Source organism: Formosa agariphila KMM 3901, assembly GCF_000723205.1.
Lineage (GTDB): Bacteria > Bacteroidota > Bacteroidia > Flavobacteriales > Flavobacteriaceae > Formosa > Formosa agariphila.
Genome location: NZ_HG315671.1, coordinates 783,785 through 798,887, shown reverse-complemented (window position 1 = coordinate 798,887; position 15,103 = coordinate 783,785). Strand labels below are relative to the sequence as shown.

Sequence of the window (15,103 nt, the reverse complement as noted above, 5' to 3'; positions counted from 1 at the left end):
TCATAAAAAGCTATTAAACAGTTTAATAAATGAAGAAAAACAGACCTTAGAATAGTTTTTTTAATTGATACATGTTCAGCCTCTCAAGGTCTTCCTAACAGACCTAAGAACTCAATACAGCTTGTTATTACCTAAACAAGCCTTCTTACAATGAACTGTATTAAATATTGTTAATAGATAAAAATATCACTGTTATTTGGCAAAAGTTGAAAACAAAAAGACTACATAGGCTACAAATATTAAACCTCCTTTTAACCGGCCTAATTCAAACTTCTTTGGTAAGAATACTAAAGGAATAAGTACTGCAGAGAATCCTAGCATCCAGAAAATATCGTTAGTTAAAATTTCTGGGCTATTCACATTTATTGGCTGAATCATAGATGTTAACCCTAATACACAAGCAATATTAAAAATATTAGAACCAATTAGGTTTCCTAACGAAATGGCTTTTTCTTTCTTAAGCGCAGCAATAACAGATGCTGCTAATTCTGGCACACTAGTACCAATAGCAACCATAGTAACAGAAATTACACGTTCGCTAACACCTAAAGATGTCGCCATATCTATGGCACCTCTTACTAGCCATTCACTTCCAAAATAAAGTGCTGCACCACCTATTAATAACCAAATAACTATTTTAAAATTAGAAGTTTGCTGTAAGCTATCATCAACTTCATCTACAGCAGAATTATCTTTAGCAGAACTTCTTATTAGTACAATTAAGAAAATAATTAGCGAAGCAAAAAGAGCCGCACCTTCCCAAAATTCTAAAACTAAACCACTTTGCAGAAAGAAATAAAGCACTATAGACAATAACATCATTACAGGCCAATTTAGTTTATAAAATCCGTGGTCTATAGCTAAAGGAGAAATCATAGCCGTGATTCCTAATACTAATCCAATATTAGCAATATTAGAGCCAATAACATTTCCTAAAGCAATATCTGGAGCTCCGTCTAAAGCAGCCTGTAAACTTACTAAAAGCTCTGGTGCAGATGTCGCAAAAGACACCACCGTCATACCTATTACTATTTTAGAGATATTTAGTTTAAAAGATAAAGCTACCGAAGAGCGTACTAAAAACTCACCTCCTACTACTAATAATATCAAACCTAAAATAACCCAAACTATACTCATTGCTTCCTAATTTTATGCGAATATAGTACAGAAATACGAATTAGATTAATGCTTCTACCGATTCAGTTAAAAATTATAGCAATACCTGTAAAACGAACAAAATAGTTATATAACTACTATTTTAGTTTTGAAACTACAAAAATAGTTATATATTTGATTCAGTTAAAACTTAAACATTGAATCCATGCAAAAACTAACAAACAAAGAAGAAGAAATTATGCATATTTTATGGAGGTTAGAAAAAGCTTTTGTGAAAGATGTTTTAAAAGAAATTACAGACGAAAAACCACATTACAACACTTTATCTACCATAATTAGAAATTTAGAGGAAAAGGGATATGTAGGTTACACAGCATACGGAAAAACACATCAATATTTTCCAGTGGTTACCAAAGAAGCCTACAGAAAACGTTTTATGAACTCTGCTATAGAGCACTATTTTAATAATTCGTATAAAAATATGGTTTCCTTTTTTGCTAAAGAAGAAAAAATTAGCGTTGAAGAACTGAAAGAGATTATAAACGTAATCGAAAAAAATCAATAAAGATGGACTATTTAATAAAAGCTTCAGCTGTTCTTGCCATATTCTATTTAGTCTATATTGTATGGCTACAAAAAGAAACCTTCTTTATAGGCAACCGTTGGTATTTACTAATCGGACTTATAATTTCAGCACTTACACCACTTGTGGTAATCCCTATCTACATTAACCAAGTGCCACAAACCTTAGATTTAAGTCAGTTTACAACTGTAGAGTCGACTTCAAAAACCTCTAGCTTATCTTGGACAACAATCGCAAGTGTAATCTATTTTACAGGTGTTGTGTTTTTTCTAATTCGATTTATAATTGAAAGCCTCTCACTTAAAACGTTTTTAAAATCTCAAAATATAAAATTAAAAGATGGTTTTAATATGTCTGAAACCATTCAAGACATTTCTCCGTTTTCATTCTTTAAAACCATTGTGTATAATCCGAATCAGTTTACAGACACAGAACTCACACATATTTTAAATCACGAAAAGGTACATGCTCGAGACTATCATTCTATAGATATATTAATTTCAAAATTAGCAACTATTGTGTTTTGGTGCAATCCATTTATTTGGTTGTACAAAAAGGCACTCATTCAGAATTTAGAATTTATAGCCGATTATAAATCAATACAGCAAACGCATTCAACAAAAACATATCAAAACGTATTACTAAAAACATCGGTGCTTACTCATCAAATGCCACTGACAACTAATTTTTATAATTCATTAATCAAAAAACGAATCCTTATGTTAAACACTTCAAAATCGAAATCTATTTACACATTAAAGTATGTACTTATAATACCTGCTTTAGTTATTTTTATGATAAATTTTAATACTAAAACGATATATGCACAAAGTGGCAGTACAGCTTCTGATGCTGCCCCATTTAAATCAACAATTAGTATTCTTATTACCAAAGACCATAGCGATGAAATGTTAGAATCTTTAGAAAATGTCTTATCAAGTAATAATATAGATTTAAAATTTAAAAAAATTAAGAGAAATTCTTCTAACGAAATCATTGCCATTTCAATTACAGCAAAATCTGATACGGAAGAGACAAACTACAAGACTGATTCTAACAGTACTATTTCTCCCATAAAAATAACTTATAGCGATACAGAGAAATCTATCCTTATACAGGTGGTAGCAGAAGATGATTCACAAGTTATGTTTACATCGTCTAAGAATGCATCTAAAGTTAAAGCAAATAACAAAAATTCATTTATAATCCCAACAAGTGACGGCTCGAGTATTGTTATAAAATCATCTGGAGCAGAATTTAACGACAATGATGTTATGTATATAAGTGATGATGTTAAAACCACTCAAAAGACTACAGAAAAATCTAAGTGGGACTTCCAGATTTCAGAAGTAGAATTCTCAGAAAATTTAGACAGCATAAAAGACGAAAAGACATTTAATATTCCAGAAAATTCATCGGTACAATTAAAATCTAATTTACAAGAAGAACCTCTGATACTTGTTGATGGTAAAGAAATTTCAAAAACAGACATGGATAACATAGATCCAAATTCTATAGAACAAGTAAATGTGATAAAGGATGAAAAATTAACCGAAAAATTTGGAGAAAAAGGGAAAAATGGTGTTGTAGAAATCAGTACCAAGTCTAGTAAAAGCAATTCAAATCCTTGGAAAATTAGTCCTGAAGTAACAGAATTAAGTACTACAGGACCTCAAGCAAATGTAATCTATATTATTGACGGCAAAGAATCCACTCAAAAAGAAGTGGACGAAATAAATCCTGATACTATTGAAAGTATAAATGTTATAAAGGACAATAATGCTACTGCAAAATATGGCGACAAAGCCAAAGATGGTATTATTGAAATCACACTTAAAAAAAATTAATTATAGGATATTTAAACCTGTAATGAATAATGAAAATAGACCTCACATGTATTTAAAACGGTGAGGTCTATTTAATTTACACCTATAAAAATTATAGGGGAATTGACATGAATTTCATAAAACCCATTTTCTAATTTAAGATATCCTATTATCTTTGAAGCATGAAAATATACAATCCCAAAGAATGGTTTAAGGCCGTATTTTATGTCACCCAATCCGATACATTAAAAAAGCTATATCCATATCTGTTATTAACGTCCGTATTTTCGGGAGCTGTAGCTTATCTAGAACTTGAATTTTTAAATCTATCTGCAAAAAGTTGGGTCAACAACATTACTATCGTTCATAGTTTATTAGGTTTTGCGCTGTCTCTTTTATTAGTTTTTAGAACAAACACCGCTTACGACAGGTGGTGGGAAGCTAGAAAACAATGGGGTTCGCTTACCAATGTAAGTCGAAATTTAGCCTTAAAACTTAATGCGCTTTTAGAAGACGATGACATTGCTCTACGTCATTTCTACAGAAAAACTATACCTATGTATTCGCAAAGTTTATTTGCTTTTTTAAGGTCAGATTACACCACCTTTATGTTAGACGAAAATGAACACCCCGAACTTGGAGATGCCTTTAGCAGAAAAAAACATGGTCCTAATCAAGTTGCTGCTTTAATTTTTAAAAAGACAAATGAGCTTTATAAAAACAACAAAATTTCTGGAGAACAATTTCTTTTGCTAAATAACGAATTAGAAGGTTTAACAAACATTTGCGGTGCCTGCGAACGCATTAAAAACACACCCATTCCACATTCTTACAGCACGTTTATTAAAAAATTCATTGCACTATACGTAGCAACTCTTCCTATTGGTTATGTGTTTTCTTTAGGTTATTTTGTAATACTGGCTGTACCTTTTATTCTGTATGTATTAGCATCGCTAGAATTAATTGCCGAAGCTATTGAAGATCCTTTTGGAAATGATTTCGATGATTTACCAATAGAAAAAATGGCAGAAAACATAAAGAAACACACGCAAGAAGTGTTACACCCTTAGTATGAAAATTGTTCAATTTGAAAATGTGCTCATCTGAAGATTTGAAAATTAGAAATAAGAATTGAGAGTCAAAAGTATAGATGGTTTCAATTCAACAGTCTGACCGACTAACAACTAATACCTACCAACTATTAACTAAAACCTCATTTCGATACACTGTAATTCCGCTCCGCTCCATTACAGCACTCAATGAACGTCACAACATAATAATCATACAATTGACACTAAAAACTAACAACTACCCACTAATAACTATTAACTAAAACCTATTTTTAGAAATTGTAGGATTTAGCCATTTCGATTTTACATCTTTAGTTTGACTCGCTTCTGGTTTTAATTTCAAGTGATTTAAATACGCTGTTCTCGCCGAGACCAATCCTTTCTTAAAGGCTGAAGCATTATAGCTCGATTTACCATCCTGCAACATACGTCTTTCTAACTGATTGTATTGAAGTAACAAATCATCGTTACCATAGCGCTTAATAAAACCGTCCATACTTGGTATCTCCGGATTCAGTTTAAGTAACCAAACTTTTAAGGCGTTTAAAACAGCAAATTGATGATTGTGGTTAATCTCACGTTTTAATTTTTTAAAGGCATAAGCTTCAGACGCTCTATAAGCTTTATAGCGCTTCGTTCCGAATCTAATTGCCCAACGTATAAATTTGTACACCAAAAACAAACCAATAAGTCCGAAAATAAGATATTTTATAAAAGTCTTTACTGGCAATCCTAAAATTAAAAACGGTTGGTCTTCTTCAGGAACTGCAGCAGTTTCTGCTTCTAATTCACGTTTAGCACTAGCCAACATGCTCAAATCTGGGTTTGGCGCAACATCTATGGTAACAGAGTCTATATATTTTTTATAGAACCTATTGTTGTTGTAATTCCAATACATAAACTCGATACGAGGTAAGGTAACTTTCCCTTCTTTTTCGAACAAGTAATTAGCGGCTTCAGTTTGACTCGCCGATACGTAAGTTTTAGTTTTATTGGTATTTACAGAAGGACGTTTAGGGTAAATACTAACGCCAGAAACACTATCCCAAACTACAGCTGGAATAAACTCTCCCAAAGTCCCCGAAGCCGTTCTGCTAATACTACGTTGTAAAACATCGCCGACTTTAACTTGTTTAACATTTGGGTTCCAGTTTTCATGAATCGTTAAATTACTAGACACTAACCAATTATTAGGGTTGTAGCCCATAGGCACACCTTTTACCGAAATGGTTTTAGGTTTAGTGTGTAACACGTGCTTAATCCCTTGGTAACCACCTTCTTTAGGCGATTCGACATGGATTTCTAATTCTGGAATACTAATTGAGCCTTCCTCGGTTGGAAACACATTATAAATAAAATCTACTCCTGCAAATTTCTTGTTATTTATAGTTCTAGAATTGGTAACCGATCTAAAAAACACGGTTAAAGCGCCTTCAACCTGAATATTTCCAACATCTATCCCAGAGGTAAACCAAGTACTAGAATATACCGAAACCGTCATTTGAATAGGCTGCCCAATATAAGCTTCATCATGATTGGTCTGAACATAACTCAATAACTGCTGACTGAAACCAAAGTAACAATTCAGCAAGAACAAAAGGCATGTTATTTTATATTTCATTACCATGAGGTCTGAGTTTTTTCAACGTCCACCTGTTGTTTTTTTACTTGATATTTAAATTTTCGAGTTAAAAACAATGCAGGATCATCATCAACTTTACGCATTAATATATTCTTTGGAATTGCACCTTTTCCAGATTTAAAATCGTCTGGAAGCTCATCTAATTCTTTTCCTTTTCGTTTACCTGTTGCCGCTTCTTCTTCAGCACGCTCCTTTTCCATGTCCTTTTTGGTCGCTTTTTGTCCACCACCACTTAAGTCTTCCATAGAATCGTTTTTCTTATTCTTGGCATTAGGTTTGTCTTCTTCAACCTCACTTTCATCAACAGACATTCCAGATTGTTTTGCCATAGCTTCCTCTAAACTCGTAAGATTCTGCTGCGCTTGTGCCATCTCTGGATTATTTTTTACAACACTTTCAAAAACAGCATGAGCTTGTTCTAAATCGCCTAACTTCACATATGTTAAGCCTAAATTATATTGTCCACTGGCAGTTGAATCTTGTTGAAACGCTTGCTTTGCTTTAACGTAATTACCGCCTTTATAATACGACACCCCTTTTCGCATCGGGTCTTTAAAACCTTCCGCAGCAGCGAGATAATCTTTAGTATCGTATTCTTGTTGCGCTTGATAAGCTTTAGTATACCATAAATCTTTATACTGAAAAGCTTCAGTGTTATCTTTATCTTTAGATTCCGGATTGTCTGACGTACACGAAGACAAACTAACGAGTAAAACGACACCTAATAAACTCCATCCCTTTCTGAAACAAAACAAGAATAAAACCATTAAAGGAATCACTAACAAATACCCTTTGTCTTCCCAATCTTCGTCTTCATTTTTAGGCTTTTCTTCAAAAATAAGATGGTCACTAATATCTTCTGCCAATAACGTAACATCACTTTTATCCAACGTCATATCTACAACCGTAATACCTTCTATACCGCGTAATGCGTTTACTTTATCTGCTTGTAAAGCAGAATTCACCACCTTTCCGTTATCTTTTAATGCCACTTTATGATTATAAAACGATGGCACGTGCCCACCCGTTGGTGTAGCCATAGGATAAATATTTAAAGCAACATTATGTTCTTGTACTAGTGCACTTAGCGCAGGAGGATCTATACCGTCTAAATCATCTGTAAATAATAAAATTTTACCAGGCGCTTTATTATTAACAAAAAGGGTATCTAGTTTTTGAAGCAACATTCTAAACCCTGTACCACGTTGTGGCATCATATGCGGTTGTAATCCATCTAAATTATCTGAAATAATTTTATAATCTGTTGTAAATGGAATTACGGTATGTGTGGATGCAGCAAACACAATTAAAGCGGTTTCTGCTCTAGGATTAGCATCTAAGAAATCGTTTATTTTAAATTTAGCACGCTCTAATCGGTTTGGAGATACATCTGTAGTTAACATACTCTGCGATAAATCTAGTGCGATAACTAATTTAGAAGCAACCTTTTTTGCTGGCGCCTTTTTTTCACTCCAAGTTGGTCCTAAAAATCCAATAAATCCAATTGCAAAAAGCAGTAGAATAAACAGGTATACAAGGCGAGATTTCCAAGTTGTTCCTTTCTGAATAACATAAGGCTGTAAATGCTTTGCAATGTGTTTTTTCCAGGCATTACTTTCGCCATACAAAAAGATACACAACAAGATAATTATGGCCACAGGAAGTCCGTACCAAAGATACTCGGCTCGTAAAAAATGGAATTTTTCCCAATCTATGTCCTTCCAAATCTCCATATTATTTAGGTCGATTTAAATCGTTTTATAATTAGAATAATAAAGCTGATTGCTATAGCCAAAGCACTCAATACTAATGCCACGCCTAACGGAATGTAATACAGTAAGGTTTTTGGTGTATAGCTTTCTTCTTCGTATTCTATAGGTTCAAGTGTATCTAGTTCTTTGTAAATATTTTGAAGCGCTTCGGTATCTTTTGCTCTAAAATATTTACCGTTTGTCATTTCTGCAATGTCTTGTAAGGTACGTTCATCTAAATCCGAATCACGTGAGGTTGGATCACCAATACCAATGGTATAAATAACAGTAGAATCTTTTTTAGCCAAATTTGCGGCATCTAAAGGTAAAATTTCCATGCCAGAATCTACACCATCTGTTAAGATTAACATGACTTTATGCGGAATCGTATCACGCTGAAACATGTCCATTCCCTTAACAATTGCTTTCCCAATGTTTGTCATTTGCCCAGCCATACCAACATCGGCTTCGTCTAACATGGTGCTAACAGTATTTAAGTCTGATGTAAATGGGGCTTGCACATAAGCATTAGATGCAAAAAACAGCAACCCTAAACGGTCACTTTTTCGTTCTTTCACAAAGTCTTTCATAATATCTTTAACTGCTGCCCAACGCGTAGTTTGCTTACCGTCTATAGCCCAGTCAGTGTTAGCCATACTAAACGAAATGTCTGCTGCAATTAAAAAATTACGTGATGTTTTTATTTTCTTCTCTGGCTTACCAACTAATTCTGGCGATGCCAAAGCTAGCAATAATAGACTCCAAATCCCGTACATTACCAACCAAGCCAAAGCACTACGTTTTTTTACGAATGATGCCTTTTTAGGTTTTTGGTCGGACACCTCAGCTGCTCTATTAAAATACGGAAATCGTAAGGCGCTACTTCGGTTTTTTATAGCCGGCAACAACCAATATACCAATAATGGTAAAGGCAGTAAAAATATAACCCACGGATATTCGAAATGGAAGTTATCTGGCATGTTGTTTAATCCAATTAATGCTTTTATTACTAAATTTCTCTTTATTAAACGCTGTAGATTCTGAAACCTCTTGCTTATAAACAGCTTCTAGAATTACAGCTTCATCATCTTTAAAATTAGAACCATTTACTTTACTATCTAAAAACTGTAACCACGCTGTACCGTATAAACGCGCTACTTCTAACCTGCCAAAGGTGTGCAAAGCAGTTTGTTTTAACTGAAACATAACAGCATTTATATAGGCCGCAGCATCTAAATCTGTTTGCTTTTGTAAATCTTGAATGTAGGCCACAGCTTCACGTAAATACTGCTTCTTTTTATAATTTTTATACAACCTATATGCTATATAAATAAGTAAAATAGCTACTAATGCAAATACAATTTTCCAACCAATCGTTTCGTAAGTAAACGGCACTGGAGTCGGTTCAATAATATCTCCAAGAACTAAATCGGAGGCATCTTGTAACACGGTTAATGTATGTAGTTTTAATGCGAACATTACTTACTTGGGTTTGTATTGCGTAAACACATTAATTAATTGCTCTTCAATCGGGTCGACTGTATTCACTTTAAATAATGTGATATTATATTTTTCTATTTCTTGTTTAAAACCGTCATAATTCGTTTTAAAATCATCTTTTAAATCTTCTGAAACGCGTTTTTGTTTTTTAGAAATACTGATTTGTTTTTCGTTGTTTGTCAGTGTAATTTTATCTTTCGGGAGCGACTCTTCCATAGGGTCGAAAACCTTTACTAAAACCACATCATTATGTTGCGACAGTAAACTTAGATATTGAATGGTTTCTGAATTATAGCGATAAAAATCACTGATAATTACAACTAAGTAATCGTGGGTAATAATATTCTGAAGCTTAGAAATCACCCCCTTTAACGCTTCAGAGAAATCAAATTTCTGTTGGTTGTAAATGTTGTTATTGGCATCTACAATATGTTGGAAAAATTGAAGCATATTACGCTGATCTCGCTTTGGTGTAGCCAAATCGTAACCATCGCCTTTAAAAACTAAACCGCCTACACGATCACCACCTTTCATAATTTTATAGGCAGCAATAGCTGCAATTTCGCCTGCGATTACAGATTTGGTTTTGTCTACAGATCCAAAGCCCATAGTAGGTGATTGATCCACAAATATAAACGCTGGTTTTTCCTTTTCTTCAGTAAAGACTTTAGTATGTGTAACACCTGTTTTTGCTGTTACTTTCCAATCGATATTACGAATGTCGTCGCCAATAACATAAGGTCTAGCTTCTTCGAAATCTAATCCTCTTCCGCGTAAGCGTGATGCAAATCTTCCCGACAGCACACTGTTCGATTTTTGCGACCCCACTTTAAAATTAAGCACGGTGTTAAGCCACTCGAATTTTAATAAATGTTCGAGCGTTAAAAAAACAGAGTCTGTATTCGATTTTGAAGCCATGTACGTTTAGTTTTAACTATTATGCAACAACAGCTACAACTTCTAAAATCTTCTCTATAACTTGATTTACAGTGATACCTTCGGCACGGGCTTTATAGCTTAGTGCTACACGATGTCTTAACACATCTTTTATTACCGCTTGAATATTATCTGGAGACACAAAATCTTTTCCGCTCATCCATGCGTTTACACGACTACAGCGATCTAGAGCAATAGTTCCACGCGGACTAGCACCAAAGTCGATCCAATCTGCTAAAGCTTCATCAAAACGTTCTGGATAACGTGTAGCAGCAATTAAGCTCACCATATATTTTTCAAGCTCTTCGCTCACTTTTACCGTATTTATTTCATTTCTGGCATCAAAAATATGTTGCTGAGAAATGGTTTCTGGTTGTGTTTTATTTGCTTTTGAAGCTACTGATTGCTCTTGTTTATTTAAACGAAGAATTCCTAATTCTGAAGCATCGTCTGGATAATCGATAACCACGTGCATGATAAAACGGTCCATTTGTGCTTCTGGTAACGGATAGGTTCCCTCCTGCTCAATTGGGTTTTGTGTGGCCATAACCATAAAAAGAGGCTCCATTGGATATGTACTTCCAGCAACTGTAACTTGACGCTCTTCCATGGCTTCTAATAATGCCGATTGCACTTTTGCAGGCGCACGGTTAATCTCATCAGCCAAAATAAGGTTACTAAAAATAGGTCCTTTTTGAAATATAAACTTTTCTGCTTCGTCTGGTTGATAGATTTCAGTACCGGTAATATCTGTTGGTAATAAATCTGGTGTAAATTGTATTCTGCTTAAATCGCAATCTAAATGTTTAGATAAGGTTTTAATAGCACGTGTTTTTGCTAAACCCGGTAAACCTTCTAACAGCATATTACCATCGGCCAACAAAACCAATACAATACGGTCTATTAAATTATCTTGCCCAATAATTGAGGCTGACATTTCTTTTTTTAAAGTGTTGATGGCTTCTAATGCTGTCATGCTTTTTGTATTAAATTTCTTATAAAGTTAAGAAAGTTGATGTGAATAAAATAACACTTCAACTTTTAATGTACTAGTAAAAATACAAATTAGTCTTTAATAAATCTTATTAAAAAAGAGACAAAAAGTAGACAGTAAAAAAAAAAAAAACCGATATACTTCTAAGAAGTATATCGGTTTTAAATTAATCTATAAATATTTTAATGAAGTAAAAAAATAGTTTATTTCTTACCTGCTTCTGTTAAAGCATCCATAGTATCTCCTAAATTAAAACTTGCAGCTTTCATACGTGGTGGGTATTGCTCGAACGTAGAAATAAATTTACCTACATATTCTGATGCTGGTAATAATAAGAATACGTGATCTAAATACCAGTCCCAATACGTATTAGACGTTGTGGTAGCAAATTCGTAAGGATCTCTTCTTAAATTATAAATCCAAGGAATTCTTGTTGTAACCATTGGCTTAGACCAAGTATCTAAAGTTCCTTCAGAATCTTGATGCATAAATGTTACTTTCCAATCGTGGAAACGCAATGCCATTAATTCACCATCATCAGAGAAATAGAACAATTCTTCACGCGGACCATTTTCTACTTCACCAGTTAAATATGGTAAGAAGTTATATCCATCTAAATGTACTTTAAATGTTTTTCCGTTTGCTTTATGTCCTGTTAATAATTTTTCTTTCACTTTTGGATCTCCTGCAGCTGCCACATAAGTTGGCATCCAATCTAAACCAGACATGATTTCGTTAGACACAGAACCTGCTTTAATTTTACCAGGCCAACGCACCATTGCAGGGGTTCTCCAACCACCTTCCCAGTTGGTGTTTTTCTCTCCTCTAAACGGATTAACTCCAGCATCTGGCCAAGTGTTTTTATGAGGTCCATTATCTGTACCATAGTGTACAATTGTATTATCTGCAATACCTAGTTCGTCTATAACTTTCAAGAATTTCCCGATATGCATGTCGTGTTCTACCATTCCGTCTCCGTATTCATTTTGTCCAGAAATACCTGTTAATTCTGGTTTCACATGCGTTCTAAAATGCATACGCGTACCATTCCACCATACAAAAAATGGTTTTCCAGAAGCTACAGATTTTTTAATGAATGCTATAGCTGCATCAGATGACTCATCATCTATAGTTTCCATACGCTTTTTAGTTAAGGGTCCTGTATCTTCAATTTTACCATCGGCAGTAGAATGTATTACACCTCTTGGTCCGAACTTCTTAGCGAAATTAGGGAACTTTTTAGGGTCTGGATAATCTCTTAATTCTGGTTCTTCTTCAGCATTTAAGTGATATAAGTTTCCAAAAAACTCATCAAAACCATGGTTGGTTGGTAACATTTCGTCACGGTCTCCTAAATGGTTTTTACCAAATTGTCCAGTAACATAGCCCATAGGTTTTAACAACTCGGCAATAGTAGGGTCCTTTTCTGAAATCCCTTGAGCAGCACCTGGCATACCCACTTTACTTAATCCTGTTCGCAAAACACTTTGCCCCAAGATAAATGTTGAACGTCCAGCAGTACAGCTTTGCTCTGAATAATAATCGGTAAAAATCATTCCTTCATCTGCAATACGGTCGATGTTTGGTGTACGATACCCTACTAACCCCATAGTATAGGCGCTAATGTTAGATTGCCCAATATCATCGCCCCATAAGACTAAGATGTTTGGCTTTTTCTGTGCAAATGCGGAAGAGGCTATCCCCGCAGCAAGCAACAGTGTAAATAGTTTACTTTTTTTCATAAAAAAAATTATTTGGTTAAACATAAAATAACGTCAAGATGTAATAGACATTATTTAAAAAAAATATTGATTAGATAAATATAATTAAATTATAATTTTTTAAAAGCCTATTGTGCTATTTTTTAAATCATAATAGTCTGATAATATTATTTTTACACTTTTCGAATCATACATATCAGTGTAAATAAAAAATCTCCGAAAGCAAAAGCTTTCGGAGATTTTAGATAATCAGTAATATATAAAAAGTAGTATAAGTCTTTTTATATTACAAACTACGTATTATTAGTTATTACCTGCCTTAGGATTTTCTAACATAGTCATTGCTCTTTTAATAGATTTTTCCATACTAAGAGATTCTCCACCTTGAGATGGTGGGAAATCAGCAAGCGACTTTAAATGTGCTTTTAAATATGGTACAGCAGCTGTTGGTGCCCATAATTTTTGAGCAACAAATTTACGCCCTGCATAACCCCATTCTTCAGAATCTGGAGTCATTTTCTCCATAGGGTCCATTAATAAGTTTATAATATATGGTATACTAGGATACGATTTTTCGTCAAACCAATTTCCTCCATGTTTCACACCAATATGCATTTTCCATCCATCTACACGAACGGCCATAAGATCTGATTCGTCGTAGTAAAACATTTCACGTCTCGCAGATTTATCAGTTTCTCCTGTCCATAATGCTAAGTTGTTGTAACCATCTAAGTGTGTTTTAACTGAAATATTCCCTACTTTTTTACCTTTTAAGAAATCTTCTTTTAAGTTAGGTAATCCAGCAGCCGCAGCTAAAGTAACATAAAGGTCTTCATGACTTTGAATACCATTGGAAGATGACCCCGCAGGAATATGTCCTGGCCATTTTACTAACATTGGTACTCTAAGTCCACCTTCCCAAGTGGTTCCTTTTTCTCCACGGAATGGCGCATAGCCACCATCAGGCCAGTACATCAATTCGTTTCCATTATCTGTACTGTATATAACAATTGTATTATCAGCAACACCTAAATCATCAAGTTTAGTTAAGATTTTACCTACTAACTCATCATGTTCAATCATTCTTGCACGCACTAAATCTTCTTCTGCACGACCTTCATCTACAGCAGCTTGAATGTATTTATTAGTACTATGAGACCAAATATGAATCGCCGTTGTATTGTACCACATAAAGAATGGCTTATCCCCCTTACCAACACGATCTAAATATTCTAAAGCATAATCTGTAACTTCAGAATCAATAGTTTCCATTCTCTTTTTAGTTAATGGCCCTGTATCTTCTATACGTTGTTTCCCTACTTTACCAAATTTAGGATCTACAGTTGGATCGTCCTTATCTGTTGCCCAAGTGTGTAACACTCCTCTTGGCCCATATTTTTCTTTATAACTTGGATCTTTTTGCCCTGGATAATCTAATTCTTCTGGCTCTTCTTCTGCATTTAAGTGATATAGGTTACCGAACCACTCATCGAAACCATGATTTGTTGGTAAAAATTCATTTCTATCTCCTAAATGGTTTTTACCAAATTGAGCAGTTGAATAGCCTTGCGTTTTTAAAACTTCGGCTAATGTTGGGTCTACTTTCTGAATTCCTTGTGCAGAACCAGGAATACCAATGGTTGTCATTCCTGTACGAATTGGCATTTTCCCCATAATAAATGCAGCTCGACCAGCTGTACAACTTGGTTGCCCATAATGGTCTGTAAATAGCATACCTTCTTTTGCTATCCCATCAATGTTTGGCGTTCTTCCCATCATACCGTGGGTGTAGGCACCTACATTCCACATTCCGATGTCATCTCCCCAAATCACGACAATGTTGGGTTTTTTCTGCGCAGATGCTACGGATACTACAGCAAGTAATAACACCGCGAAAAGATTAATTTTTTTCATAAAAATTTAAATGTTAGTTAATAATTAATATAGGGTGTAACCTAAATATT

At 34.3% G+C, this 15,103-nt stretch carries 12 protein-coding genes; 3 read left to right on the top strand and 9 right to left on the bottom strand.

Annotated features, from left to right (window positions below; genetic code table 11):
- Positions 1-192: 192 nt before the first annotated feature.
- A complete protein-coding gene (locus tag BN863_RS03470) occupies positions 193-1,137 on the bottom strand; it encodes a calcium/sodium antiporter (protein WP_038527593.1) in 945 nt (314 codons plus the stop codon).
- A 184-nt stretch (positions 1,138-1,321) separates the two neighbouring features.
- Between BN863_RS03470 and BN863_RS03465 the strand changes: the two genes are divergently transcribed.
- The 3 genes from BN863_RS03465 to BN863_RS03455 all read left to right on the top strand — a co-directional run bounded on the left by BN863_RS03465 (position 1,322) and on the right by BN863_RS03455 (position 4,595).
- Positions 1,322-1,681 carry a BlaI/MecI/CopY family transcriptional regulator gene (locus BN863_RS03465; protein ID WP_038527591.1) on the top strand — a complete coding sequence of 120 codons (360 nt, stop codon included), beginning with the start codon at positions 1,322-1,324 and terminating at the stop codon, positions 1,679-1,681.
- Positions 1,682-1,683: 2 nt separating this feature from the next.
- Positions 1,684-3,546 (top strand): M56 family metallopeptidase, encoded by a 1,863-nt coding sequence (locus BN863_RS03460; protein WP_038527589.1) that lies wholly within the window; start codon positions 1,684-1,686, stop codon positions 3,544-3,546.
- Between the two features lie 161 nt (positions 3,547-3,707).
- A complete protein-coding gene (locus BN863_RS03455; protein ID WP_038527587.1) occupies positions 3,708-4,595 on the top strand; it encodes a bestrophin family protein in 888 nt (295 codons plus the stop codon).
- A gap of 259 nt (positions 4,596-4,854) precedes the next feature.
- Here BN863_RS03455 and BN863_RS03450 read toward each other — a convergent pair whose 3' ends face one another.
- The 8 genes from BN863_RS03450 to BN863_RS03415 all read right to left on the bottom strand — a co-directional run bounded on the left by BN863_RS03450 (position 4,855) and on the right by BN863_RS03415 (position 15,053).
- Positions 4,855-6,216 (bottom strand): BatD family protein, encoded by a 1,362-nt coding sequence (locus tag BN863_RS03450; protein ID WP_158408961.1) that lies wholly within the window; start codon positions 6,214-6,216, stop codon positions 4,855-4,857.
- On the bottom strand, positions 6,216-7,970 hold the full coding sequence (locus BN863_RS03445) for a vWA domain-containing protein (RefSeq protein ID WP_051774461.1): 1,755 nt from the start codon (positions 7,968-7,970) through the stop codon (positions 6,216-6,218). The genes BN863_RS03450 and BN863_RS03445 overlap by 1 nt, the downstream gene beginning before the upstream one ends.
- A gap of 5 nt (positions 7,971-7,975) precedes the next feature.
- Positions 7,976-8,968 carry a vWA domain-containing protein gene (locus BN863_RS03440; RefSeq protein ID WP_038527585.1) on the bottom strand — a complete coding sequence of 331 codons (993 nt, stop codon included), beginning with the start codon at positions 8,966-8,968 and terminating at the stop codon, positions 7,976-7,978.
- On the bottom strand, positions 8,958-9,467 hold the full coding sequence (locus tag BN863_RS03435; protein WP_038527583.1) for a DUF4381 domain-containing protein: 510 nt from the start codon (positions 9,465-9,467) through the stop codon (positions 8,958-8,960). Before BN863_RS03435 ends, BN863_RS03440 begins: the two co-directional genes overlap by 11 nt.
- 3 nt (positions 9,468-9,470) lie before the next feature.
- Positions 9,471-10,406 carry a DUF58 domain-containing protein gene (locus tag BN863_RS03430; RefSeq protein WP_038527580.1) on the bottom strand — a complete coding sequence of 312 codons (936 nt, stop codon included), beginning with the start codon at positions 10,404-10,406 and terminating at the stop codon, positions 9,471-9,473.
- A gap of 19 nt (positions 10,407-10,425) precedes the next feature.
- Entirely contained in the window at positions 10,426-11,400 is a 975-nt protein-coding gene (locus tag BN863_RS03425; RefSeq protein WP_038527578.1) for an AAA family ATPase, read from the bottom strand.
- Positions 11,401-11,621: 221 nt separating this feature from the next.
- Complete coding sequence (locus tag BN863_RS03420; RefSeq protein WP_051774929.1) at positions 11,622-13,160, bottom strand: arylsulfatase; 1,539 nt, start codon at positions 13,158-13,160, stop codon at positions 11,622-11,624.
- Between the two features lie 282 nt (positions 13,161-13,442).
- Positions 13,443-15,053: an arylsulfatase gene (locus BN863_RS03415; protein WP_038527574.1), complete on the bottom strand. Its 1,611-nt coding sequence runs from the start codon at positions 15,051-15,053 to the stop codon at positions 13,443-13,445.
- Positions 15,054-15,103 lie beyond the last annotated feature (50 nt).

Bases quoted from the DNA above. Each gene is read 5' to 3' on its own strand.
- BN863_RS03470 (WP_038527593.1), bottom strand. From the start codon at position 1,137: ATGAGTATAGTTTGGGTTATTTTAGGTTTGATATTATTAGTAGTAGGA.
- BN863_RS03465 (WP_038527591.1), top strand. From the start codon at position 1,322: ATGCAAAAACTAACAAACAAAGAAGAAGAAATTATGCATATTTTATGG.
- BN863_RS03460 (WP_038527589.1), top strand. From the start codon at position 1,684: ATGGACTATTTAATAAAAGCTTCAGCTGTTCTTGCCATATTCTATTTA.
- BN863_RS03455 (WP_038527587.1), top strand. From the start codon at position 3,708: ATGAAAATATACAATCCCAAAGAATGGTTTAAGGCCGTATTTTATGTC.
- BN863_RS03450 (WP_158408961.1), bottom strand. From the start codon at position 6,216: ATGAAATATAAAATAACATGCCTTTTGTTCTTGCTGAATTGTTACTTT.
- BN863_RS03445 (WP_051774461.1), bottom strand. From the start codon at position 7,970: ATGGAGATTTGGAAGGACATAGATTGGGAAAAATTCCATTTTTTACGA.
- BN863_RS03440 (WP_038527585.1), bottom strand. From the start codon at position 8,968: ATGCCAGATAACTTCCATTTCGAATATCCGTGGGTTATATTTTTACTG.
- BN863_RS03435 (WP_038527583.1), bottom strand. From the start codon at position 9,467: ATGTTCGCATTAAAACTACATACATTAACCGTGTTACAAGATGCCTCC.
- BN863_RS03430 (WP_038527580.1), bottom strand. From the start codon at position 10,406: ATGGCTTCAAAATCGAATACAGACTCTGTTTTTTTAACGCTCGAACAT.
- BN863_RS03425 (WP_038527578.1), bottom strand. From the start codon at position 11,400: ATGACAGCATTAGAAGCCATCAACACTTTAAAAAAAGAAATGTCAGCC.
- BN863_RS03420 (WP_051774929.1), bottom strand. From the start codon at position 13,160: ATGAAAAAAAGTAAACTATTTACACTGTTGCTTGCTGCGGGGATAGCC.
- BN863_RS03415 (WP_038527574.1), bottom strand. From the start codon at position 15,053: ATGAAAAAAATTAATCTTTTCGCGGTGTTATTACTTGCTGTAGTATCC.